The sequence below is a fragment of the Phocoenobacter uteri genome, from assembly GCF_900454895.1.
Classification (GTDB): domain Bacteria; phylum Pseudomonadota; class Gammaproteobacteria; order Enterobacterales; family Pasteurellaceae; genus Phocoenobacter; species Phocoenobacter uteri.
In genome coordinates this window covers 961,291-984,562 of the sequence record NZ_UGTA01000001.1, presented here as the reverse complement: position 1 = coordinate 984,562, position 23,272 = coordinate 961,291, and the positions used below count along the sequence as shown (strand labels likewise).

Annotated in this window: 22 protein-coding genes; 11 read left to right on the top strand and 11 right to left on the bottom strand. The window is 35.4% G+C overall.

The features are described 5' to 3' along the window. Positions 1-46 precede the first annotated feature (46 nt). Complete coding sequence (locus DYE60_RS04330) at positions 47-817, top strand: OmpA family protein (RefSeq protein ID WP_115315412.1); 771 nt, start codon at positions 47-49, stop codon at positions 815-817. A gap of 63 nt (positions 818-880) precedes the next feature. Here DYE60_RS04330 and ybeY read toward each other — a convergent pair whose 3' ends face one another. The 3 genes from ybeY to DYE60_RS04315 all read right to left on the bottom strand — a co-directional run bounded on the left by ybeY (position 881) and on the right by DYE60_RS04315 (position 3,814). Further along, positions 881-1,360 carry an rRNA maturation RNase YbeY gene (gene ybeY / locus DYE60_RS04325; RefSeq protein WP_115315411.1) on the bottom strand — a complete coding sequence of 160 codons (480 nt, stop codon included), beginning with the start codon at positions 1,358-1,360 and terminating at the stop codon, positions 881-883. 10 nt (positions 1,361-1,370) lie between these two features. Next, positions 1,371-2,462, bottom strand: coding sequence for a tRNA preQ1(34) S-adenosylmethionine ribosyltransferase-isomerase QueA (gene queA, locus DYE60_RS04320; protein WP_115315410.1), 1,092 nt, complete (start codon positions 2,460-2,462; stop codon positions 1,371-1,373). A gap of 140 nt (positions 2,463-2,602) precedes the next feature. Continuing rightward, positions 2,603-3,814: an aromatic amino acid transporter gene (locus DYE60_RS04315; RefSeq protein WP_115315409.1), complete on the bottom strand. Its 1,212-nt coding sequence runs from the start codon at positions 3,812-3,814 to the stop codon at positions 2,603-2,605. Positions 3,815-4,074: 260 nt separating this feature from the next. Between DYE60_RS04315 and yhbY the strand changes: the two genes are divergently transcribed. After that, positions 4,075-4,395, top strand: a complete 321-nt coding sequence (gene yhbY / locus DYE60_RS04310) for a ribosome assembly RNA-binding protein YhbY (protein ID WP_115315408.1) — start codon at positions 4,075-4,077, stop codon at positions 4,393-4,395. A gap of 66 nt (positions 4,396-4,461) precedes the next feature. On the opposite strand, the gene DYE60_RS04305 is transcribed toward yhbY, so the two are convergent. Next, on the bottom strand, positions 4,462-5,751 hold the full coding sequence (locus DYE60_RS04305; RefSeq protein WP_115315407.1) for a nucleobase:cation symporter-2 family protein: 1,290 nt from the start codon (positions 5,749-5,751) through the stop codon (positions 4,462-4,464). A 145-nt stretch (positions 5,752-5,896) separates the two neighbouring features. Here DYE60_RS04305 and nagK point away from each other — a divergent pair, with 145 nt between their 5' ends. Both nagK and gloB read left to right on the top strand, forming a co-directional pair. Beyond that, a complete protein-coding gene (gene nagK, locus DYE60_RS04300; protein WP_115315406.1) occupies positions 5,897-6,817 on the top strand; it encodes an N-acetylglucosamine kinase in 921 nt (306 codons plus the stop codon). Positions 6,818-6,839: 22 nt separating this feature from the next. Beyond that, positions 6,840-7,544 carry a hydroxyacylglutathione hydrolase gene (gene gloB, locus DYE60_RS04295; protein WP_115315405.1) on the top strand — a complete coding sequence of 235 codons (705 nt, stop codon included), beginning with the start codon at positions 6,840-6,842 and terminating at the stop codon, positions 7,542-7,544. Positions 7,545-7,632: 88 nt separating this feature from the next. Here the strand turns inward: gloB and yacG are convergent, their stop codons facing one another. From yacG to DYE60_RS04265, 6 genes are read right to left on the bottom strand one after another with little or no spacing between them, the layout of a single operon-like run. Next, the gene (yacG, locus tag DYE60_RS04290; RefSeq protein ID WP_115315404.1) at positions 7,633-7,824 is read right to left on the bottom strand and encodes a DNA gyrase inhibitor YacG; all 192 of its coding nucleotides are present in this window, start codon (positions 7,822-7,824) and stop codon (positions 7,633-7,635) included. Positions 7,825-7,834: 10 nt separating this feature from the next. Next, positions 7,835-8,455, bottom strand: a complete 621-nt coding sequence (gene coaE, locus DYE60_RS04285) for a dephospho-CoA kinase (RefSeq protein WP_115315403.1) — start codon at positions 8,453-8,455, stop codon at positions 7,835-7,837. A gap of 16 nt (positions 8,456-8,471) precedes the next feature. Further along, a complete protein-coding gene (locus tag DYE60_RS04280; RefSeq protein ID WP_115315402.1) occupies positions 8,472-9,149 on the bottom strand; it encodes a prepilin peptidase in 678 nt (225 codons plus the stop codon). Beyond that, complete coding sequence (locus DYE60_RS04275) at positions 9,149-10,339, bottom strand: type II secretion system F family protein (protein WP_115315401.1); 1,191 nt, start codon at positions 10,337-10,339, stop codon at positions 9,149-9,151. Before DYE60_RS04275 ends, DYE60_RS04280 begins: the two co-directional genes overlap by 1 nt. Then, the gene (locus tag DYE60_RS04270; protein WP_115315400.1) at positions 10,326-11,726 is read right to left on the bottom strand and encodes a GspE/PulE family protein; all 1,401 of its coding nucleotides are present in this window, start codon (positions 11,724-11,726) and stop codon (positions 10,326-10,328) included. The genes DYE60_RS04275 and DYE60_RS04270 overlap by 14 nt, the downstream gene beginning before the upstream one ends. Before the next feature lie 36 nt (positions 11,727-11,762). Further along, positions 11,763-12,206 carry a prepilin-type N-terminal cleavage/methylation domain-containing protein gene (locus DYE60_RS04265; protein ID WP_115315399.1) on the bottom strand — a complete coding sequence of 148 codons (444 nt, stop codon included), beginning with the start codon at positions 12,204-12,206 and terminating at the stop codon, positions 11,763-11,765. A 364-nt stretch (positions 12,207-12,570) separates the two neighbouring features. On the opposite strand from DYE60_RS04265, the gene radA reads away from it, so the two are divergent. The 3 genes from radA (at position 12,571) to DYE60_RS04250 (ending at position 16,231) form a co-directional block, all read left to right on the top strand. Continuing rightward, on the top strand, positions 12,571-13,947 hold the full coding sequence (radA, locus tag DYE60_RS04260) for a DNA repair protein RadA (RefSeq protein ID WP_115315398.1): 1,377 nt from the start codon (positions 12,571-12,573) through the stop codon (positions 13,945-13,947). Between the two features lie 78 nt (positions 13,948-14,025). Beyond that, positions 14,026-14,673 (top strand): YchE family NAAT transporter, encoded by a 648-nt coding sequence (locus DYE60_RS04255; protein WP_115315397.1) that lies wholly within the window; start codon positions 14,026-14,028, stop codon positions 14,671-14,673. 22 nt (positions 14,674-14,695) lie between these two features. Beyond that, complete coding sequence (locus DYE60_RS04250; RefSeq protein ID WP_115315396.1) at positions 14,696-16,231, top strand: peptide ABC transporter substrate-binding protein; 1,536 nt, start codon at positions 14,696-14,698, stop codon at positions 16,229-16,231. A gap of 1 nt (position 16,232) precedes the next feature. Here the strand turns inward: DYE60_RS04250 and ndk are convergent, their stop codons facing one another. After that, positions 16,233-16,649: a nucleoside-diphosphate kinase gene (ndk, locus tag DYE60_RS04245; RefSeq protein WP_115315395.1), complete on the bottom strand. Its 417-nt coding sequence runs from the start codon at positions 16,647-16,649 to the stop codon at positions 16,233-16,235. Positions 16,650-16,831: 182 nt separating this feature from the next. Here ndk and pckA point away from each other — a divergent pair, with 182 nt between their 5' ends. The 4 genes from pckA (at position 16,832) to parC (ending at position 23,057) form a co-directional block, all read left to right on the top strand. Beyond that, positions 16,832-18,436, top strand: a complete 1,605-nt coding sequence (gene pckA, locus DYE60_RS04240; RefSeq protein ID WP_115315394.1) for a phosphoenolpyruvate carboxykinase (ATP) — start codon at positions 16,832-16,834, stop codon at positions 18,434-18,436. A gap of 229 nt (positions 18,437-18,665) precedes the next feature. Next, positions 18,666-20,312, top strand: coding sequence for a tetratricopeptide repeat protein (locus tag DYE60_RS04235; protein ID WP_115315393.1), 1,647 nt, complete (start codon positions 18,666-18,668; stop codon positions 20,310-20,312). 161 nt (positions 20,313-20,473) lie between these two features. Next, positions 20,474-20,734, top strand: coding sequence for a YrhK family protein (locus tag DYE60_RS04230; protein ID WP_115315392.1), 261 nt, complete (start codon positions 20,474-20,476; stop codon positions 20,732-20,734). 76 nt (positions 20,735-20,810) lie between these two features. Next, entirely contained in the window at positions 20,811-23,057 is a 2,247-nt protein-coding gene (gene parC, locus DYE60_RS04225; protein WP_115315391.1) for a DNA topoisomerase IV subunit A, read from the top strand. Positions 23,058-23,272 lie beyond the last annotated feature (215 nt).

Sequence of the window (23,272 nt, the reverse complement as noted above, 5' to 3'; positions counted from 1 at the left end):
ATTGTGTAAGTTATAATCTAAAAAGTTTTTGTAAAAGAGGTTTAAAATGAAATTATCAAAACTTATTACACTATCTGCTGTTACACTTTCTATTGCAGCTTGTACAAATACGTTAAATAATATCAACCGTGACGGTGTATTGGAAAATCCTAATTATGACGATTTACATTGGCCAGAAATTAAGGATGCAACACAACCAGAAGGTATTTTTCCTAATTTAGAAAATCTTGATCATATTGGTCCAGGTGTTACTAAGAAAGACTTATACTACATGATTGAACGCCCACATTTCTCTGAAATGCACGGTGCTCACGAATGGAATTATATTATGAAATTCCGTCAACTTGATCGTAGTGTGAAAATCTGTCAATACAAAGTATTGTTTGATGAAAATGACGTTGCTCAAAACTTCTATTGGTTACCAAAAGATTGTTTGACTGAGCGATTTGATTTAGCCGCAGATGCATTATTCCCATTTGATCGTGGTTCTTTAAAAGATATTAAAGAAGAAGGCAAACCACGTTTAGATGAAGTTGCAACTTATGTTACTCAGTTTGGCAATAAAGCAAAATTACGTTTAATTGGACATACAGATTACTTAGGTAATGAAATGTATAATCAAAAATTGTCTGAGAAACGTGTTGCAAGTGTTGCTCGTTATTTAGAAAATAAAGGCGTAAATGGTATGAATATTACCACGATTGGAATGGGTGAAAGCCAACCAATTAAACATTGTTCAACGGATATTTCTCGTAAAGCATTAAAAGAGTGCTTACAGCCAAACCGCCGTGTAAGTGTAGAAATTATTAAACGCTAATTGTTGTTTCTATTTAAAAAGCTGTTCTTCTTTTAGTAAGAACGGCTTTTTGTTTTGGAATCGTTATTTCTCACATAAGTAAGGATCGTCAAATCCCATCGCTTGCATAATTTTAGCTTCTAAACTTTCCATTTCTTCAGCTTCTTCAGCAACTATATGATCATAACCAAGAAGGTGCAACGTACCGTGAACCGTTAAATGTGCCCAGTGAGATTCTAATGAGATTTGTTGCTCTTTGGCTTCTTGTTCAACTACTTGGCGACAAATGACTAAATCACCAAGAAGAGGTAATTGTACACCTTCTGGTACTTCAAAAGGGAACGAAAGCACGTTGGTTGATTTATCTTTGCCACGATAAGTTAAATTTAATTCGTGGCTTTCTACTTCATCAACAATACGGATTGTGATTTCCGTTTCTGCAAAATCCGCTGTTTGAGCTTCAATACTGAGTGCTTGTTGCATCCAGTAGCTAAATTGTTCCAGCGTTGGCAAATTCGTCTCGTCTTCTGTGGCAATTTGTAAATCAATTATCGGTGTATTCATTTTTTACCTACTATTTTGACGGAACATCGTTAAGTGCATTTGGATTTTTATCAATAAACATCGCATCGCCATAACTGAAAAAACGGTACTTTTCAGCAACAGCGTGCTGATAGGCTTGCATACAATTTGAGTAACCAGCAAAAGCGGAAACAAGCATAATTAAGGTTGACTCAGGCAAGTGGAAGTTAGTGAGCAATGCGTCAATCACTCGGAATGACTTTCCTGGATAAATAAAAATTGAAGTATCTGAGAAGAATGGTGCAATAAGTTGCTCGCCTAATTCTGCTTGTTGTGCAGCACTTTCAACAGAACGAACAGAGGTTGTTCCAACCGCAATTACACGTTTTCCATTTGCTTTTGTTGCAAGGATTTTATCTACCACCTCTTGGCTTACTTGGGCATACTCAGCGTGCATTTTGTGATCTTCAATAGTTTCTACTCGTACAGGTTGGAACGTACCAGCTCCAACGTGGAGCGTTACAAAAGCAGTTTGTACACCTTTTTCCGCTAGTTTTTGTAGCATCTCATCATCAAAGTGTAACCCTGCGGTTGGGGCAGCGACTGCGCCCAATTCTTTGCTATATACTGTTTGATAACGCTCTTGATCGGTATCTTCATCTGGGCGATCAATATAAGGTGGTAACGGCATATGTCCAGCACGTTCTAATAATTCAAATAATGGTTGTTGTTCCTCAAAACGAAGTTCAAATAAGGTTTCGTGGCGAGTAACCATTGTCGCTTTAAATCCGTTTCCTTCGCCCAACTTATCTTCACCAAGAATAATTGTTGCCCCTTCTTTTGGAGATTTTGAACAACGAATATGAGCAAGGCAGCGGTGTTCATCAAGCACACGCTCTACAAGTACTTCTAATTTTCCACCACTTAATTTTTTACCGTATAAACGAGCAGGGATAACACGAGTATTATTAAAAATTAGTAAATCGCCCTCATTGATATGCTCTAAAATATGCGTAAATTGCTGATCTTGATATTGCCCTGTTTCGCCATTAACATAGAGTAAGCGACTAGCTGAGCGTTGTTTAGTTGGGTAACGAGCAATTAACTCGTTGGGTAAATCAAAATGAAAATCCGAAAGTAACACGTTGTTTCCTTGAAAGTTGTCCTTGAAAATAAGGGGGAGTTCGTAAATTAAGGGCGTATTTTAGCCTATTTAGCCCCAGTAAAAAATCCCTTTTATAAAGATAAAAGGGATTTTGCAAAAAGTGAAAAAAATTTGACCGCTTATCCAACGACTTTTGGTAAGTATCCCGCTTGGATTAACATTGGTACGCTCATTATGATAAGCCCTGAGATCAATGCGAATACTAATGTGATGTTGCCACCGAATACACGGTAAGGTAATTCAGGGTATAATTTTCTCATTCTCCACACCATTCCAATCGGTAAAATCAAGCCATAAAAAGTAAACATTTGACCTGCGTAACCTAGTGCCATAATGAAGCCTTCAGGATAGAATAACGCAAAAATTAACGGTGGAATGAAAGTTAATAAACTCAATACCGTTTGTCCTGCAGTAATATTCACACGTTTTAATAAATCATCTAAACAGTGTAATAAACTTAATGCTACACCTAAGAATGACGTGACTAATGCTAATGTTGAGAAAATTCGTACTGCTTCACCGATGAAACTACTACCTGTGATATGTTTGGTTGCATTCACTAAACCATTTAATGTTGGGTCGTCTGATAAAATATGTACAAACTCAGTTTGACTTAATGTGCCGTGAGTTGCCATTTGCCACAAAATATAAGCGATTAAAGGAATACCTGTTCCAATTAAAATGGAAGCACGCAAGCGTTTGATATTCCCTTCTAAATAACGATTTAAGCTTGGAATAACAACGTGGAAACCGAATGATGTAAAAAATACAGGGCTTGCAGAAATAATGACAAAATCTTTTAATGGCATTGCTCCTAAATTAGCTGTTGTAACTTTTGGCAACATCATCAATAAAACAAAGAAAAATGCGACTAATTTGATAATGAATAAGATGCGAGTTAATAAATCAACACTTTTTGTGCCGATACTAACAAATAATCCCAATATAATTGTGAAAACAATAATTGCTACAGAGGTTGCGTTATCGCCTAAAAAAGGTAACAAACCAGAAAGTAGTGAGCCACCACCTGAAATGTATGCAGCGATAATTGCATACATAAATACGACTAATGCAATAGTTGAAAGTACTCTGCCTGCCATACCAAAATATTGCTCTGCTAAGGTTGCAATACCCGCATTGGTACGCGGAGCTTTTTGGTAAACTTCAACAAAAAGTAAACCGCTATAAGAGAGTAATCCCCATAGTAAAAAAAGTAAAATAAGAGTATAAGTAAATCCCATTTCAGCCGATGTGAGTGGCATTGCTAACATTCCCGCACCAATTGTTGTTCCCGCAACAATTAACGCACTCCCAAAGGTATTATTCTTCATAATGCTTCCCCAATAAATAATTTTTTTAATCTTTAAATTTGAACAGAAAAATTTCTGTTTCTACTTTATACAATGAATTGTTATAAATTGCGAATAATTTTTGATAAAATTTTAGAATTGAGATTAAAAAATAAAAATGCAATTAAAGTAATTAAATTGGATAAATGCTAAATATAAAGATCATTCAGTTGGTTTTTTTTGGAATTTATGCTATTTTCTCTGCAATTTTTAAAGATGTATTCAATTAAGGAATTTTTATAATGTCAGTTGTATTAACTACAAAGCAAAAGCAATATTTAAAAGGTCTTGCTCATCATTTAAGCCCAGTTGTTATGTTGGGTGGAAATGGTTTAACAGAAGGTGTATTAGCAGAAATTGATAATGCACTTAACCATCATGAACTTATTAAAGTGAAAGTCGCGGGAGCAGATCGTGATACGAAAAAATTGATTATTGATGCGATCGTGCGTGAAACAAAGGCAACAAACGTGCAAACAATCGGTCATATTTTAGTTTTATACCGTGAGAGCGATGATAAAAAAATCGTTTTACCAAAAGCGAAGAAAACAGTTCAAAAATAGTTAATTATTTTTGTTTAGTATAAGATGATAGACTGCTTAATCGTTGTGATTAAGCAGTCTATTTTTTTATTCCTCAGGAAGAATTTGATTAAGCAGAAGTGCTAATAATGCTCCAACGGTGATGCCAGAACCGAATACTTCTTTTAAAAAGTCCGGTAGTTTATCTAATAACTCAGGACGAGTGGTTACGGCTAATCCCCCCCCGATTGCAATTGCAATAATCAATCCATTACGACGCGTTTTTTCTACACTGTTTAGCATTTGGATACCAGCTGAAATAATCATCGCAAACATAATTATGCCCGCACCACCTAATACAGGGAGCGGAATGGATACGATCAATGCACCAAATATAGGGAATAATCCCGCCAAGACTAATAATGCACCTGTAATTGCAACAACATAACGGCTTGCCACCCCTGTTAATGAAATAATACCGATATTTTGAGAAAAGGTTGAAAATGCGGTTGTGGACATTATTGCTGCAAGTGCAGAACCTAATCCTTCAGCTAAAATACCTCGCTTAAAGTGTTGAGGGGTTATTTCAGTATTTGTTGCCTCTCCAAGTGCTAGAAAATTACCACTTGATTCAACTATTGTGACTAAATAGGCAATACTCATACCGATGATACCCGAGATAGGGAAGGATAAACCAAAGTGTAATGGTTGTGGTATTGCAAAAATATTCGCCGCTTTTACACCTGAAAAATCAACCCAGCCTAAGCACAGAGATGTAATATAGCCAATGAGCATACCAATCACAATAGCTGCAACGGAGAAGATACCTTTTCCCCATTGCACTAGGATGATGACAATAGTCAGAACAAAGATTGCCATAAGTAAATTTTGTGGGGTTGCATAGTTAGGGTCACCCACTTGTCCGCCGGCAAACCAATCGACAGCCACAGGAATGAGGCTTAATCCAATCATCATAACCACAGTGCCGGTAACAACTGGTGGAAAGAATCGACGGATATAAGGCATAAAAAAGCTACCAATAATCATCACAAGAGATGCAATCAGAGAGGAGCCCAAGATACCGCCTACACCCGCATCGCTAAAACCGATTGCAAGTGCAGCTGCAACAAAAGTAAAACTTGTCCCCATTACAGCTGGTAATTGAATGCCTATTTTTCCGATACCACGACATTGTATGATGGTTACAATACCAGATACAAGTAGTGCAGCATTGACTAATACAATCGTATCTTCGGTAGGAAGTTTTAACACATTACCAATAACTAACGGTACAGCGATAATCCCACCAATAGCAGCAAGTAAATGTTGAATGGCTAACAATAAACTTAATGCGAATGGAGGATGATCTTCTATCGTGTAAGATAATTTACTATTCATTAAGGAGTCCTTATGTTAAGAGAGAGAAATTAAGAATTATGCAAATTATACACGACGCAAACGTTTGCTTAAATATTTTTTTACACTTTTTTTGCTAATTTCTTATATAATTCGACCATTAGTTTCATTTTACAAGGAGAATCAAATGGCTTTTTACTATGGTTTAGATATTGGTGGTACGAAAATAGAGCTTTCTGTTTTTAATGAAAAATTAGAAAAATTATATTCAAAACGTACACCAACCCCTCAAACAAGTTATGAAGATTGGTTAGAAACCATTAAAAATTTAGTACAAGAAGCAGACAAGATGTTTGAAACCAAAGGCTATGTTGGACTTGGTTTACCGGGTTTTGTAAACCACGATACAGGCATTGCAGAAATTACCAATATTCGTGTCGCAGACAATAAACCTATTTTAAAAGATTTAAGCGAATGTTTAGGGCGTGAAGTTCGAGCAGAAAATGATGCTAACTGTTTTGCTCTTTCAGAGGCGTGGGATCAAGAAAATCAACAATATTCAACTGTATTAGGATTGATTATTGGCACAGGATTTGGTGGTGGATTGGTTTTTAATGGCAAAGTGCATTCAGGCAAAATTGGAATGGCTGGCGAAGTGGGTCATCAACAATTAAATTATCACGCATTACAGCTTTTAGGTTGGGATAAAGCCCCAATTTATGAGTGCGGTTGTGGTAATCGAGCTTGCTTGGATACCTATATTTCAGGGCGTGGGTTTGAAATGTTATATAAGGATCTTGAAGGTGAGGCTCTTTCAGCTAAAACTATTATTGAAAATTTCTATAACAACCAACCACAAGCGGTCAAATTTGTTGAAAAATATGTAAAATTGATGGCAATCTGTATTAGTAACCTCATTACTGTGTTAGATCCAGATATGCTTGTGTTTGGTGGTGGATTGTCTAATTTTGACTATATCTACGAAGCCTTACCGAAAGCATTACCAGCATATTTAATGCGTTCGGCAAAAGTACCGGTGATCAAAAAAGCCATTTATGGTGACGCGGGCGGCTCTCGTGGTGCGGCAGCTCTCTTTCTTACAAGATAACATTTAAAACAAGATAGCAAAAATGCAAATTATCCCTATCAAAGCACTTTCAGATAACTATATTTGGTTAATTCAAAAGAAGGATCAAGTGATTGTGGTTGATCCTTCACAAGCGGACGAATTATTAGATTTTTTTGCAAAAAATGATCTAAATCCGACCGCTATATTACTCACTTATAACCACGCCGATCATGTCGGTGGTGTGGTTAAATTAGTTGAACATTATCCAAATTTACCTATTTATGGCTCTAAAGAAGTGTCACAATTTGCTAATCATATTATGGTAGATCAGCAAGAATTCGAGTGTTTAGGTTCTCAAACAAAGGTAATAAAAACCGCAGGACATACAGCGGAACATATTAGCTATTTAATTGATAATAAACATTTATTTTGTGGGGATAGTTTGTTCTCTGCGGGTTGCGGACGAGTATTTACAGGCGATTATAATGCACAATTTGATACTTTACAGAGATTAGGACAATTAGCTGATGATGTAAAAATCTACCCAGCACACGAATATACCCAGAGCAATTTGGAGTTTGTTAAAGTGGTAATGCCAAATAATCAGGCGGTACAATACTATACTCAACAAGTGGCTGAATTGCGTTGTCAGGATAAAATAACCTTACCTTCAACGATGGGTTTAGAGAAACAGGTAAATCCATTTTTAATGGCGAAATCGTTAGCTGAATTTATTGAATTGAGAAAAAAGAAGGATTGTTTTTAATATCTTTTGGATTATAAGCAATTCTTTCGACAGCCTCAGGAATCGAAAATAAGTAAATTAGATTAGTGAACCTGTCGAAGTATTCCTACTAATATTGTGAAACTTCTTCACTCATCAAATCATTTTCTTCATCGCTTCCCGCAATATACTTTTGTTCGCTTGCCCATTCGCCAAGATCGATCATTTGGCAACGTTGGCTACAAAAAGGGCGATATTGATTTTCTTTTGACCAAATTACTTCTTTTTCACAAGTCGGGCAGTTTACGATTGTTTCTGTCATTTTTTAATTCCTATTTTTTAAAGTGTTTTGCAAGCGATAAATAAAGATGATGAAGTTCATCAACTTGTTTATCTAAATTTTTGCTATTTTCACTAAGTGGTAAATTGTTTTCAATAATATCATCAGCAAAAGAAAGCCGTTTTTCTCGGCTGACTTGTGCCTTCATTATATTTTTAATCAATTCAACCTTATTGCTATCTCGTTTTGATGCACGTTCAAGCTGAATTTCAGGCAATACATCAATGACTAAAACACGATTGCAAAATTCAGTCAGATTATTTTCAATCAACAACGGCACAACCCACAGCACATAAGGGCTATTAGCTTGCTCTAATTGTCGTAACATTTCTTGACGAATTGCAGGGTGTAATAAATTATTCAGCCATTCGGTATTTTCTTTATGATTAAAGATAATTTGACGCAATGCTTCACGATCTAATTCGCCATTTTCAAGTAAAACTTGTGATCCAAATTTCTCAACAATTTGATCGAGCAAAGGCGATCCTTTGGTAACCACTTCTCTGGCAACAATATCTGCGTCAATAATTGCAATGTTGTATTTCTCAAATAATCTCGCAATAGTGCTTTTACCACTACCAATGCCACCTGTTAATCCAACGATATAACTCATAAATTTCTCCTTTATATTAGGAAATTTTATCAATAAACAGGATGAAAGTCGAAAGGCTAATAAACGGAATAAAAGGTAAACGAGAAATTTTGTATTTTTTTATAAAAAAATAACCGCTTGCAAAGATGATACCGAGCAAGTTTGCATAAAGCAGTAAGGCTAATAATTGTTCAATATGAAATAGGGGAGAGAGTGAGATAATCAGTAAACTATCGCCAATGCCGAGCATTTCTTTTTTATATATAAAAGAGCAGATTAAATGAATACTGGCAAAGAAAATTAAGCTGAATAAGAGCGAGAAAATATTTTCTTCAATGGCACTGTTTTGGTAAAAAGTGACAAAAATTAGACCGCTTATAAAAATAATGGCAATGTACTTAATGTCGGTTAGGTAATAGTTAAAATCTAAAAATGACAGATAAACTAAAATAGCTAAAACGATAAGGATAAATACACTTTCATTTTGAAATAAAAACGCGATGAAAGGGAGTAATAAATAGAGTGATTTTATCGCTCTTAGCGGTTTATATTTCAGGCTTGATTGTTTTAAAAAATCATAGAAAAATAAATTTCCATTAGTGATTTGTTGATATTCTTGAAAGATTTGACGATTGATTTTAAAAGGAAATTTTGTCAGTTCTTTTTCAAACCAATAAGCAACAATAACCATTGTGAGCATATAAATAGTAATCATTAAACTAATGTCCCCATATCAAAAATAGGCAAATATAAACCAAGAATAATAGCGCCAATAATTCCACCAATTACCAGCATTAAAATCGGTTCAAGCATTTGAGAAAGGATATCAATTTTGTAATCTAATTGCTGTTCTGTTATCTCGGCAACGTGTTCTAGCATTTGAGATAATTGCCCACTTTGTTCGCCAATGTTGATCATTTGTATGATTTGATCGCCAAATAGAGCAGGGTTTAATCCGTAAGAAAATGCGAATCCTTGATTGAGATATTGCAATATTTTTGAGATTTCTTGTTGCAAGATAAGGTCGGGATCTTTTTCAGAAAAAAAAGAGGATAACGCCATATTGAGTGGTACGCCTGATTTTTGCATTAGGGCGATATTTTGGCAGAAAAAAATAATTCTATTGTCGTTAAAAATAGTGTTAAAAATCGGTGTAATGGTTAAAAGCTTGAATTTTAGTTTTGCGATAATTTTCGTTTTCTTATTTAAAATCAAAATGATAAAGCATAAAAATAAACTTAAAAATGACAAGAGAGAGGAATAATTATTCAAAAATTGTGAGCTATCAAATAATAGTTGGGTAATCAAAGGTAAAGTTTTGTCTTTGGATTGATAAAGTTCAGCAAATTGTGGCACGATAAAAATCAATAATAGCAGTGAAACGGTGATAGAAATAATCAGTACAACAACAGGATAAAAAAGAATTTTTTTGACTTTTTGGGCTAATTTTTGCGATTTTTCTTGGGTTTTCGCAATATTGTAAAAAATTGTCGATAATTGACCGCTTTGTTCGGCAATTTTAATAAGTTGAATTTCTTGGGGCTTGAGATATTTATCTAATTTTATCAAAGCATTAGAGAGTGTATATCCCGATTCTAATAATTGAATCAGTTGTTTTATCCATAAATAAAGTTGAATGTTTTTTGTGCTATCAAGCAAAAGCATTAAAGATTGTTTTAAAGTGATGTGAGCGTTGAGCAACAATGCCAACTGGCTAATAAAATCGGTAATTTGCTTATTTTTAGGTGCGGTTGAAAAGTGAAAATTACGCGTGATTTTTATATGGCTATACCCTTTTTGAAGTAATTTATTTTCAGCCTCTTGAGTTGTTGTAGCAAGAATTTTACCTTTTTGACGCTGTGAAAAACGATTATTCGCTTTGTATTGAAATTCATAGATTTTCATTGCCAATTATTCTCGCTATTTCCGTTAAATCTGTTTGTTGTTGGGCTACTTTTTGCTTTGCACTTTCATATAAATTTTTGAAATCCAAACAAGCGGTTGTTTTTTCAAAGGTTTTTGCATTTTTTGATAATAATTGAAAAATACCTATTCGCCCCTTATAGCCGTTAAAACAATGCTCACAACTTTTGCCTAAACAGTGGGTACATAATTTTCTAACCAAACGTTGTGCAATCACTAATTGTAAAGAATGCTGAATTTCATACTCTTTAATGCCAAGTTGTAACAAACGTTCAATCGCAGACGGAGCGTCGTTGGTGTGCAAAGTAGAAAGGACTAAATGCCCAGTTTGAGCCGCTCGCAATGCAATTTCTGCACTTTCTCTATCACGAATTTCACCAAGCATAATAATGTCAGGATCTTGACGTAAGAAGGTACGTAACAGTTGGCTAAAATCAATGCCAATACTACGATTGACTTGGGTTTGAATAATCCCATCAATCGCAATTTCAATGGGATCTTCGGCGGTTAAAATATGTTTATCTGTTTGATTAAGATGATTTAAGGCACTGTATAGCGTAATGCTCTTGCCACTTCCTGTTGGACCGGTTACCAAAATCAAGCCTTGTGGCTGATTAAGGGCGTTCACTAATGTTTCTTTTTGAGAAGGATTAAGCCCTAAGGCTAAAAAATCTAAATTTGTCGGATTATTTTTTTGTAATCGCAACACCAATTTTTCGCCATAATGGGTGGGAAGTGTGGATACCCTAAAATCTAGCCGTTCATTTAGTTGAGTTTGAAAGCAAAATTGTCCGTCTTGGGGCAGGCGAGTTTCACTAATGTCTAATTTGGCTAATAATTTTATTCTGGAAATAATACGGCTGGCAATATTAAGGGAGATACGCTTATAGCAATGCAATACACCGTCAATTCTTAAACGGATAATCAAAATCTCTTTTTGTGGCTCAATGTGAATGTCCGACGCATTTTTTTGCAAGCAATATTTAAAAATATCATCTAATAACTGAATAATGGGGTCTTGATAATTGATGTCTTCTTTTTGATTTTGTTGGTTGTATAGCACAAGCTGAGGTTCATTAAGCTGATTATCAATATTTTGTGTCGGTGATAATTCATTTAATAAATATTTAAGCTCATCAGAAGAAATTAAAATCGGTTCAATAATTTTGTGGGTCAAAAATGAAAAGATTTCACAGGCATTGAGATTGTTTTCATCATCAATCGCGAGCCATAGCGTGGTATTATTTTCTTGAATAGGCAGGGCGAAGTAGCGTAATAAAAGCTGATGATCCTCGCCATTTTGTTGCCACCTTTTTTCAGAAATTGTCCATACTTTTTCATTAGTTAGATCGTAAATATTATATTGCATTTTCTTTTTCCTGATGAGCTTGTTATTTCAGTTGTATTAGTTTGAACAGAAACCTGCTGGGAAGATACTTGTATCGCTGTCTTTTCCTGTACAAGTGGCTTTCCAATTCACATTATTATTTGCGTAGGTTGGGGTTAGGGTATAGCTATAATCTGCGATATTTCCTTTACCTGTTACTGTAATCACACCCGCCGCAGTTGTAATACTATTCAGATATTTTGCATTAGAAGAGGTTTTATCTGCTTGAATGCCATTTGAACCACCGTTACAGTTGGTTTTATCGCCTGAATTATAGATACAAATTTCTACATCGGATTTATAAGGTGCAGAAGCACTTAATATTTCAGAAAGTGCCGCTTTTTGGGTGTAACTTGTATAAGACGGGATCGCAATGGTGGCTAAAATAGCGATAATAGCAATGACGATCATCAATTCAATAAGGGTAAAGGCGTGTGGACGTTTAAAGTGGATTTTTTGCATAATTTTCTCCTGTATTTGTAAAATGCTTAGGAATATTGACCGCTTTAAAAAGAGAAATCTAAGGGAGAACATCTTTTTTGCGATTGAGATCGAAAAAATAACTTTTTGATACTGTTTATTTAGACAGTGTTTTGATAGAATGACACAAAATAAAATCAGTAGGGCAAGTAAAAATTTTAAATTTTTAGTTAATGAATATTTTGTAGGGAAGGATGAAATGAGCAAAGCGAATGGAATATCCTCTCGTTCATTTTACTATCAGAAACGGGAGCATATACGCAATAAATTGCTAATGCTGTCCTACAAATAATATATAAATTTGAATTTTTTCCCTAAATCTTATAAATAGAAAAAGAGGTTTTCAATGGCAAAAGCACCTAAAACAGCTTATGTATGTAGTGATTGTGGCGCAGATTATTCGCGTTGGATGGGACAGTGTAAGGCTTGCTTGGCGTGGAATACCATTTCAGAGGTGCGTTTAGTTTCACAAAAAGACGCAAAAAATGACCGCTTGCGTGGTTATGCAGGGGAAACCACAGGGAAAATCCAAAAGTTATCTGAAATTAGTCTTGAGGAATTGCCTCGTTTAAGTAGTGGTTTTAAAGAGTTAGATCGTGTTCTTGGTGGCGGTATTGTTCCAGGTAGTGCAATTTTAATTGGTGGACATCCAGGAGCAGGGAAAAGTACCTTATTATTACAAGTAATGTGTGGCTTATCTAACCAATTACCCACATTGTATGTTACTGGGGAAGAATCATTACAACAGGTTGCAATGCGAGCAAAACGTTTAAATTTGCCGACTGAAAATCTAAAAATGTTATCAGAAACGTCCGTTGAGCAAATTTGTAATTTGGCGGATCAAGAAAAGCCAAAAGTAATGGTCATCGACTCAATCCAAGTGATGCACCTCGCTGATATTTCATCTTCACCCGGTAGTGTTTCTCAGGTGCGAGAATGTGCTTCGTTTTTAACTCGTTATGCCAAAATGCACCAAGTTGCGATAATAATGGTTGGACATGTAACTAAAGATGGTACGCTTGCTGGTCCAAAAGTATTAGAGCATTGTATCGACTGTTCTATTTTACTAGAGGGAGAAGCGGATTCTCGCTATCGAACTTTGCGAAGCCATAAAAACCGTTTTGGTGCTGTAAACGAATTAGGGGTTTTTGGTATGACAGAGCAAGGTTTGAAAGAAGTGAAAAACCCATCAGCAATATTTTTGAGCCGTAGCGAAGAACAGACCGCAGGCAGCTCTGTTATGGTTCTTTGGGAAGGAACTCGTCCACTTCTAGTTGAGATTCAAGCCTTAGTGGATCACTCAATGCTCGCAAATCCACGCCGAATCGCTGTGGGGTTAGAGCATAATCGTTTATCTATGCTACTGGCTATCTTACATAGACACGGTGGTTTGCAAATGTCGGATCAAGACGTGTTTGTGAATGTAGTTGGCGGTGTAAAAGTCACAGAAACCAGTGCGGATTTAGCCTTATTATTAGCTCTTATTTCAAGTTTTAAAAATCGTCCTTTACCACAAGATTTGGTTATGTTTGGGGAAGTTGGGTTAGGCGGAGAAATTAGACCTGTTCCAAGTGGGCAAGAGCGTATTAGCGAAGCTGCAAAACACGGTTTTAAACGTGCGATTGTGCCTTTTGCTAATAAACCTAAAAAAGCGATTGCTGGAATGGAAGTCTTTACGATTAAAAAACTCTATGATGCGTTGGAAATAATAGATAATTTATAAAAAAGTATTTATTGATTTCATCATATTCAAATTACAGATATAATGCCGAAATATTTACGGCTTTAATTTTATAATTTTATGGAAACAATTAATTTTTCAATTTATTTTCAGTTTCTTATTGGTTTGTTTGCGATTGTGAACCCAATAGGCTTTTTACCTATTTTTTATAGTATGACCGAACATCAATATGAGACAGAACGTAATCATACTACGTTTGTTACTACTTTTTCTGTCTGTATTATTTTATTGATTTCTCTTTTTTTTGGAAAATTAATTTTAGATACTTTTAGCATTTCATTAGATTCTTTTCGTGTTGCTGGTGGTTTTTTGATTACTTCTATTGCAATTACGATGATTAACGGAAAATTAGGTGAGCATAAGCAAAATAAAGAAGAACGAAATACGGATGTATCAGAATATGACAACATTGGTGTTGTTCCTCTTGCTATGCCAATGATGGCTGGACCTGGTTCAATTGGCTCAACTATTGTATGGGGAACACAATACAATGAATGGGTTGATTATGTTGGATTTAGTGTTGCTATTATTGTGTTCGCAGTGAGTTGTTATGTCGCATTACGCTTTTCAGCCCCTTTAGTTAAAAAATTAGGTAAAACGGGGACTAACGTGGTTACTCGTATTATGGGGTTAATTCTGATGTCATTAGGAATTGAGTTTATTGTTAATGGTATTGCTAATTTATTCCCTGCTTTAGTGAATGCTTAAATATTGATTAAAAGGTGTGATAATGCGATGGTTTAAGAATATACGTAATGTAAGAATTGGGGGCTTTATTGGTCTCCTGATTTTATTTCTTACAGGTTGCGATCAAATTAAAACACCTATTAAACCATCATTGAATACCCAACCAGAACATACATTGAGCCGTGTTCTATACGGTGAAACATTCCAGTTAGATCCTATTTTTGTTACTTCATCAGCTTATACCGCACCTTTAAGAGATTTATTAACAGGCTTAATGATTTTTAATAATAAAGGTGAAGTTGTTTCTGGGGTTGCGGAGAACTGGCAAAGTGAAGATGGCAGAACGTGGGTGTTTTATCTCAAAAAAAATGCTAAATGGTCTAATAATGCACCTGTTACTGCACAAGATTTTGTATTAAGTTGGCAACGTTTGGCAAATGTACAAAATCATTCGCCTTTATCAGATTATTTAATTTATATGGGGATTAAGAATGCTGAAGCGGTTATTTTAGGACAAAAATTTGCAACTGATCTTGGTATAATGGCAATAGATCAACATATCATTAAAATTGAATTAAACCGCGTTAATTTTCAACTTCCGTTAATGTTAGCTCATTCTGCACTTTTACCGACTTACCAAGGCAAAGCCCCAAATTTAGAAGAAGGATTCATTAGTAATGGTGCTTATAAATTAAAGAAAAAGGAATATAACCAATTAACGTTAACGGCAACGCAATCTTCAATACCTTTCCAAAAAGTGATTTATAATCGTATAAATTCATTTAATGCCCTAAAAAATTATGACTTAATTGATAATCCTTCTGAGGAATATTCAAAGAATATAGTTAAACTACCAAAACTTTGTACTTCTTTTTATGAATTTAATTTTGCTGATCCTTTAATGCAACGTAAACCTATTCGTCAGGCAATTAAGGGAATGTTATCAGTGAATAAAGTGGTTGAAAAGGAAGGCATACCAAATAGCTCAATTTTGCCAAATTCGATGTATTTTAATGAGACCAATCATTGGAAACCAATAGTAGTAGAAGAGTTATTAGCGAATGAAAATATTACTAGTAAAAATCCACTTAAAATCACGCTGACGGTTGATAATCAAGGTAATCATTATCAAATCGCGAATAATATGGTTCGTTCATTATGTCGTTCAGATTTATTCACAGTGGATTTGAAGGAAGTGACTTGGCAAGATTTATTAAGGATAAGAGAGCGTAAGCAATTTCAAATGATTCGTTCTGGGTGGTGTGCTGATTTCCCTGATCCTGTACAATTTCTTACGCACTTTCATTCAAAAAGCCCTGATAATAAGATGAGTTATAAAAATGAGATAGTGGATAAGTTGCTTGAACAATTAGAAGGTAATAATTTAGATTTTGCTGAGCGTCAAAATTTACTGTATCAAGTGATTCAGCAATTGGAAGATGATGTGGTGATTTTACCATTATTTCAGTATCAACAGAATATCGCCCTTGATCCAAGTATCAAAGGCGTTGAAAGTGAAAATTCAAGTGGTGTAATTTATAGTAAAGATTTGTATCGAGTGGTGTCAAAAAGCAATTAGCTTATTCAACAATCTCATCATCACTAAAAAAGTAGGCGATTTCTTGCATTGCTGTTTCTTCTGAATCTGATCCGTGAACTGAATTATGTGTTTTATTTAACGCATAAAGTTTACGGATTGTTCCTTCTGCTGCTTCATTAGGATCGGTTGCTCCCATTAGCTCTCTATATTTGCGAATCGCATTTTCTCTTGAGAGTACAGCAACAACTACTGGGGCAGAAATCATATAGTTGATGAGTCGTTCAAAATATTCTCTGCCTTGATGTTCAGCATAAAAACCTTCTGCTTGCTTTTTGGTCAGTTGAATTTTCTTCAATCCACAGATTGTAAAGCCATTTTTTTCCAGATAAGCCAAAATTTCACCAACTAAATGGCGTTCGGTTGCATCTGGTTTAATAATTGATAATGTTTTTTGCATTTTATGTCCTTAATTTAAGATTTTATTCTACTAATATTTTAGTAAATATGCACTAAATTTGATTGAAATCATATTATTGGGTTAGCCAACTTTAAAAAGTTTGAAGTAGGTAACAGTTTTTAATTTTTAAACGTCCTATAATACCACTCAATTAATATTAACTTAACTTATAGGAGACTATTATGTCAATCATTAAAGAACTAGAACTTGTTGGAATCACTGGTGTATCAGAAGTAGTTTATAACCCTACTTACGAGCAACTTTTCGAAGAAGAGATGAAACCTGGATTAGAAGGTTTTGAGCGTGGTACTTTAACAGATACTGGCTGTGTTGCTGTCGATACTGGTATTTTTACAGGTCGTTCTCCAAAAGATAAATATATTGTTTTAGATGATACAACAAGAGAAAACTTCTGGTGGACAGAAGAAAAAGTAAAAAACGATAATAAACCGATGACCCAAGAAACGTGGGCAAGTTTAAAAACATTGGTAACAGGTCAATTATCTGGAAAACGTTTATTTGTTGTTGATGCTTTCTGTGGTGCGACAGAGCAAAATAAATTAGCAGTTCGTTTCGTAACAGAAGTTGCGTGGCAAGCTCACTTTGTAACAAATATGTTCATTCGTCCAACTAAAGAACAATTAGAAGGTTTCAAACCTGACTTCGTGGTAATGAATGGTTCTAAATGTACTAACCCTAACTGGAAAGAACAAGGTTTAAATTCTGAAAACTTTGTTGCATTTAACTTAACAGAAGGTATCCAGTTAATCGGTGGTACTTGGTACGGCGGTGAAATGAAAAAAGGTATGTTCTCAATGATGAACTACTTATTACCACTTAAAGGTATTGCATCAATGCACTGTTCAGCAAACGTAGGTGAAGATGGTGATGTTGCTGTATTCTTCGGTTTATCAGGAACAGGTAAGACAACGCTTTCAACTGATCCAAAACGTCAACTAATTGGTGATGATGAGCACGGTTGGGACGATGACGGTGTGTTCAACTTTGAAGGTGGTTGCTATGCGAAAACAATCAATCTTTCAGAAGAAAATGAACCAGATATTTTCCGTGCAATCCGTCGTGATGCATTATTAGAAAACGTTGTGGTTCGTGAAGATGGCTCTATCGACTTTGACGATAACTCAAAAACAGAAAATACACGTGTGTCTTACCCAATTTATCATATTGATAACATTGTTAAACCAGTTTCTCGTGCAGGACACGCGAAAAAAGTGATTTTCTTAACAGCTGACGCATTTGGTGTGTTACCACCTGTTTCTAAATTAACACCAGAACAAATGAAATATTACTTCTTATCTGGATTTACAGCGAAATTAGCGGGTACAGAACGTGGAATTACAGAACCAACACCAACATTCTCTCCTTGTTTTGGTGCAGCGTTCTTATCACTACACCCAATCCGTTATGCTGATGTGTTAGTTAAACGTATGGAAGCAGTAGGTGCAGAAGCATACTTGGTAAATACTGGTTGGAACGGTACAGGTAAACGTATCTCAATCAAAGATACTCGTGGAATTATTGATGCAATCTTAGATAGTTCAATCGATAAAGCTGAAATGAGCAAATTACCGATCTTTGATTTATCAATCCCAGCAGCATTGCCAGGTGTTGATCCTGCAATCTTAGATCCACGTGATACTTATGCAGATGTAGCTCAATGGCAAGAAAAAGCAGAAGATTTAGCAACTCGTTTTGCTAAAAACTTCGAGAAATATGCAACTAACGAAGCAACAATTGCATTAAAAGAAGCTGGTCCAAAACTATAATTGGATAGCTGATAATTAAAATACTAAATATAAAGACTGATTTCTGTTTTTAATAGGAATCAGTCTTTTTTGTTCGATGAAATAGTGAAGCGGTGTAATTTTTAATAAAATTTGCAAATAATAATTTCGTTTTAATTTATTGATTATTTTCAAGGTTAAGTAGCTTGTTTTATGTGCAATTATATTCTAATATTCAACAAATCTTACCTAGCATAAATAAGGAATAAGAATGTTTCTTATACGATTGTTTTTTATTATTCTCTTTAATGTTTTCATCTCTATTTCTTATTCTTATGCAGTAGCTCCGCCAGCATTACAAGAAACCCAAAGAAAAGCATTGCAAGGTGATGTTGATGCTCAATATAACTTAGCTCTGATGTACTATCGAGGAGTCGGTGGGGTTATTCAATCAAATGTTTTGGCATTCAAATGGTTTAAAAAAGCAGCTGAGCAAGGGGATCAACACGCACAATATACGCTAGGACAGTTCTATTACAAAGGATTAGGCGTTCAGCAATCTTTTAAAAATGCAGAAAAGTGGTTTAGAAAATCAGCGGAACAAGGGCTTGATGATGCTCAATCAAATTTAGGTTATATGTATGAGATTGGGCAAGGTGTAATACAATCCTACAAAGAGGCTTTCAAGTGGTATAAAAAAGTCGCAGAAAAAGGCGATTCAGAGAAGCAATATCTTATTGGCCGAATGCTTTATTCTGGATTAGGTGTTGAAAAATCACTTTCCGAAGCGATTGAGTGGTTCAATAAGTCAGCTGAACAAGGCTATGTTAGATCTCAATTTGTATTAGGTAAAATATACGCCCAAGAAAAAGCCGTTCAATCCTACCCTGATGCAGTAAAATGGCTCATTGAAGCAACAAAACAACGCTATCAGCCAGCAATACAATTTTTTAGAGAGTTATTAAATAGCAATCCAAGTTATTTTGCCAAAAATCCACAAGTTATTGAGTGGTTAAAACCTGATGCAGAAGAAGAAATTGCTAGCAATGTTGCAACACAACACTATTTAGGCGTAGCCTATTATAATGGGACAGGCGTCAAGCAATCTTATACAGAAGCCGCAAAATGGTTTAAAAAAGCAGCTAAATTTAATGAGCCTACGGCTCTACTTGCACTCGGTAAAATGTATTACAACGGAACGGGTGTGCCGCAGTCTTATTCAGAAGCGATAAAATTTTTTGAAAAATCAGCAAAATTTGGAAATTTAGACGCATATTTTGAACTAGCAAAAATATATTATTTAGGTAAAGGTGCAGAGCAATCCTATTCCAAAGCCTTTAAATATACCGAAATTATGGCTCAGCGAGGAAATATCACGGCTCAAAGTGTTTTAGGCAATATGTATCAACACGGATTGGGCGTGGCACAATCTGATGTTAAAGCCTTTGAATGGTATGATAAAGCAGTCCAAAATGGCTTTTCCGATCCTGAAATATTGTTTGAATTAGCATCAATGTATTACAGAGGAGTTGGTACGACAATAGATAACAATAAGGCATTTAAACTTGCTGAGAAATCGGCAGAAAAAGGATATGGCAATGCACAAAGTTTAGTTGGTGTGATGTATTATTATGGAAGTGGCGTTGCTCAATCTTATAAAAACTCAATGAAATGGCTGAAAGAAGCAGTGCAAAATAGAGGTAATGACACTGCTTTGCTTTTATTGGGCATAATGTATTATCAAGAACAAGGCGTTGAACAAAACTTACCATTGGCTTACGCCTACTTTAAATATACTGAGTATAGCCATAATACATCGATTAAAGAACAAGGACGCGTATTCTTAGAAATAGTAAAAAAAGAGATGACAAAAGAGCAAATTGTTAAGGCTAATAAAATAAATATTTTTGATTTATAATACCAAGTATTAAAGCGGTCATTTATAGAATGTTTTTTGCAAATTCTCAATAAAAAATGACCGCTTGTTTTGGCTTCCATTCATATTAAATTAGAGCAGTCATTACAATCATCCGCAAATTAAGGTAAAATCTAGCTCTTCGAAAGTAAAGAGAGCAGAAAATGAAGGGATTAGATTTAACTCACAAACACGTTATTATTCAACGTCGCTATGAAATATTAGGGGCGATTAACGATCTATTTATTGCAATTTGGTTTTTAATTGGGAGCTTTTTCTTTTTATCTGATGCCTTAGTTACTGATGGTACGTGGTTATTTATTGTGGGAAGTGCTCAGCTATTGATTAAACCTACCTTGAAACTTGTTAGTTTACTTCACGTTAAAAAGGTCTATTATAAACACCTGAATAACTCATCGCTTTGATTATAAAGCGAATTTATCCTAAAAAATTTGTTATAATTGGTCGCAAAATTTCACATTAAATTTAAAGAAAAATAAGATGACAACAGAAATAAATTACGAAGGCATTGAGCAAATGCCGATTAAACGCTTTACCGAAGAAGCGTATTTGAATTATTCAATGTATGTAATTATGGATCGTGCCTTGCCTTTTATTGGGGATGGTCTAAAACCGGTGCAACGTCGCATTGTGTATGCGATGTCGGAGCTAGGTTTAAACGCACAAGCAAAATATAAAAAATCAGCGAGAACCGTTGGGGACGTGTTGGGTAAGTTCCACCCACACGGCGACAGTGCCTGTTATGAAGCAATGGTGTTGATGGCTCAGCCGTTTTCTTATCGCTATCCTTTGGTTGATGGGCAAGGAAACTGGGGTGCACCAGATGATCCAAAATCTTTTGCGGCAATGCGTTATACGGAATCAAAACTCGCTAAATTTTCTGAATTATTGTTAGGGGAATTAGGGCAGGGGACAGTTGATTATCAACCTAACTTTGATGGCACATTAGAAGAACCAAAATATTTGCCGGCACGTTTACCGCATATTTTATTAAATGGTACGACGGGGATTGCGGTTGGTATGGCAACGGATATTCCACCCCATAATATCGATGAATTAGCTGAAGCCAGTGTGATATTATTGGATAATCCAAAGTCGACACTTGATGATTTATTGACGGTGGTGCAAGGTCCTGACTATCCAACAAATGCGGAAATTATTACGCCAAAAGCCGATATTAAGAAAATGTATCAGCAGGGACGTGGTTCAATAAAAATGCGAGCGGTGTGGGAAAAAGAAGATGGCGAGATTGTGATAACCGCTATTCCTCATCAAGCGTCACCGTCTAAAATTATTGAGCAAATTGCGACTCAAATGCGTAATAAAAAGTTACCGATGGTTGATGATATTCGTGATGAATCTGACCACGAAAATCCGATCCGTATTGTGATTGTGCCACGTTCTAATCGTGTTGATTTTGACGGTTTAATGGGGCATTTATTTGCCACGACGGATTTGGAAAAAAGCTATCGTGTCAATATGAATATGATCGGCTTAGACGGTAAACCCGCAGTTAAAAGTCTAGATGCGATTTTAACAGAATGGCTGAGTTTCCGTCGTGCGACAGTCACTCGTCGTTTAAATTATCGTTTAGATAAAATCCTAAAACGTTTACATATTTTAGATGGTTTATTGATCGCCTATTTGAACATTGATGAAGTGATCGCCATTATTCGTAATGAAGACGAACCAAAAATTGAGTTAATGAAGCGTTTTGGTTTTACAGATACTCAAGCTGAAGCGATTTTGAATTTACGTTTGCGTAATTTAGCAAAATTAGAAGAACACGAATTGCAAGCAGAGCAATCAAAATTACAAGAAGAGCGTAATCATCTGCAACTTATTTTAGGCTCAGAAAGACGTTTAAATACGTTAATCAAAAAAGAAATTCAAGCAGATGCAAAAACCTTTGCAAGCCCACGTCGTAGCCCAATTGTGGTGCGTGAAGAAGCGAAAGCGATTTCAGAAAGTGATTTAACGCCGACCGAGCCTGTAACAGTAATTTTATCTGAACGTGGCTGGGTACGTTGTGCCAAAGGACACGATATTGACGTGCAAGGCTTGAACTATAAAGCCGGAGACGGCTATCTTGCTCACGCTTATGGTAAGAGCAATCAACCTGTGGTGTTTATTGATAATACAGGGCGATCGTATGCGGTTGATCCGCTTTCATTGCCTTCAGCACGTTCACAGGGTGAGCCGATCACAGGAAAAATCACTTTGCCTGATGGTGCGGTGATTGAGCAAGTGTTAATGGCTCCGCCTGAAACCAAAGTATTGATGACATCAGATTCAGGTTATGGTTTTATTTGTAAATTTGATGACTTAGTGTCTCGCAACAAAGCCGGTAAAGCGGTCATTTCTTTATCAGAAAATGCAAAAATGTTGCCACCACAACTGATTGAAAATGAAGAGGAATTATCTCTTGTTGCAATGAGTAGTGTAGGGCGAATGCTGGTATTCCCATTAAGTGATTTACCAACGCTTTCAAAAGGTAAGGGAAATAAAATCATCAATATTTCTACCAAAGCGGCGAAAGAGCGTTCTGAATTATTAGCACGCGTATTGTTAATTAAGCCAACGAGTACGTTAGTATTTTTATCGGGTAAGCGTAAAATTCGTTTAAAACCGGAAGATATCAATAATTATCGTGGTGAACGTGCTAGAAAAGGATCGCAATTAGTGCGTGGTTTGAGTGCGGATGTAGCGGTTGAAATACTAGACTAGTTCTAAAAAATAAAAAGGAGAATTTAATTCTCCTTTTTTATATTCGATTAAAAAATATTAGACGCGATAAATACAATCATTCCTAATGCTGCACACACTGTTAATGCGGCATAACCAGCAGTCCCCATCATAAATCTCCTTAAAAAAGTTAAAAATTCCAGTTCATTTTATAACTATTTTAGAAAAATTAAAACAAAGGATCGATTTTATTTAAC

Bases quoted from the DNA above. Each gene is read 5' to 3' on its own strand.
- DYE60_RS04235 (WP_115315393.1), top strand. From the start codon at position 18,666: ATGTTTCTTATACGATTGTTTTTTATTATTCTCTTTAATGTTTTCATC.
- ndk (WP_115315395.1), bottom strand. From the start codon at position 16,649: ATGCAAAAAACATTATCAATTATTAAACCAGATGCAACCGAACGCCAT.
- gloB (WP_115315405.1), top strand. From the start codon at position 6,840: ATGCAAATTATCCCTATCAAAGCACTTTCAGATAACTATATTTGGTTA.
- parC (WP_115315391.1), top strand. From the start codon at position 20,811: ATGACAACAGAAATAAATTACGAAGGCATTGAGCAAATGCCGATTAAA.
- nagK (WP_115315406.1), top strand. From the start codon at position 5,897: ATGGCTTTTTACTATGGTTTAGATATTGGTGGTACGAAAATAGAGCTT.
- DYE60_RS04305 (WP_115315407.1), bottom strand. From the start codon at position 5,751: ATGAATAGTAAATTATCTTACACGATAGAAGATCATCCTCCATTCGCA.
- DYE60_RS04255 (WP_115315397.1), top strand. From the start codon at position 14,026: ATGGAAACAATTAATTTTTCAATTTATTTTCAGTTTCTTATTGGTTTG.
- DYE60_RS04330 (WP_115315412.1), top strand. From the start codon at position 47: ATGAAATTATCAAAACTTATTACACTATCTGCTGTTACACTTTCTATT.
- DYE60_RS04275 (WP_115315401.1), bottom strand. From the start codon at position 10,339: ATGAAAATCTATGAATTTCAATACAAAGCGAATAATCGTTTTTCACAG.
- DYE60_RS04265 (WP_115315399.1), bottom strand. From the start codon at position 12,206: ATGCAAAAAATCCACTTTAAACGTCCACACGCCTTTACCCTTATTGAA.
- yhbY (WP_115315408.1), top strand. From the start codon at position 4,075: ATGTCAGTTGTATTAACTACAAAGCAAAAGCAATATTTAAAAGGTCTT.
- DYE60_RS04250 (WP_115315396.1), top strand. From the start codon at position 14,696: ATGCGATGGTTTAAGAATATACGTAATGTAAGAATTGGGGGCTTTATT.
- ybeY (WP_115315411.1), bottom strand. From the start codon at position 1,360: ATGAATACACCGATAATTGATTTACAAATTGCCACAGAAGACGAGACG.
- yacG (WP_115315404.1), bottom strand. From the start codon at position 7,824: ATGACAGAAACAATCGTAAACTGCCCGACTTGTGAAAAAGAAGTAATT.
- coaE (WP_115315403.1), bottom strand. From the start codon at position 8,455: ATGAGTTATATCGTTGGATTAACAGGTGGCATTGGTAGTGGTAAAAGC.
- DYE60_RS04270 (WP_115315400.1), bottom strand. From the start codon at position 11,726: ATGCAATATAATATTTACGATCTAACTAATGAAAAAGTATGGACAATT.
- pckA (WP_115315394.1), top strand. From the start codon at position 16,832: ATGTCAATCATTAAAGAACTAGAACTTGTTGGAATCACTGGTGTATCA.
- DYE60_RS04230 (WP_115315392.1), top strand. From the start codon at position 20,474: ATGAAGGGATTAGATTTAACTCACAAACACGTTATTATTCAACGTCGC.
- DYE60_RS04315 (WP_115315409.1), bottom strand. From the start codon at position 3,814: ATGAAGAATAATACCTTTGGGAGTGCGTTAATTGTTGCGGGAACAACA.
- radA (WP_115315398.1), top strand. From the start codon at position 12,571: ATGGCAAAAGCACCTAAAACAGCTTATGTATGTAGTGATTGTGGCGCA.
- DYE60_RS04280 (WP_115315402.1), bottom strand. From the start codon at position 9,149: ATGATTACTATTTATATGCTCACAATGGTTATTGTTGCTTATTGGTTT.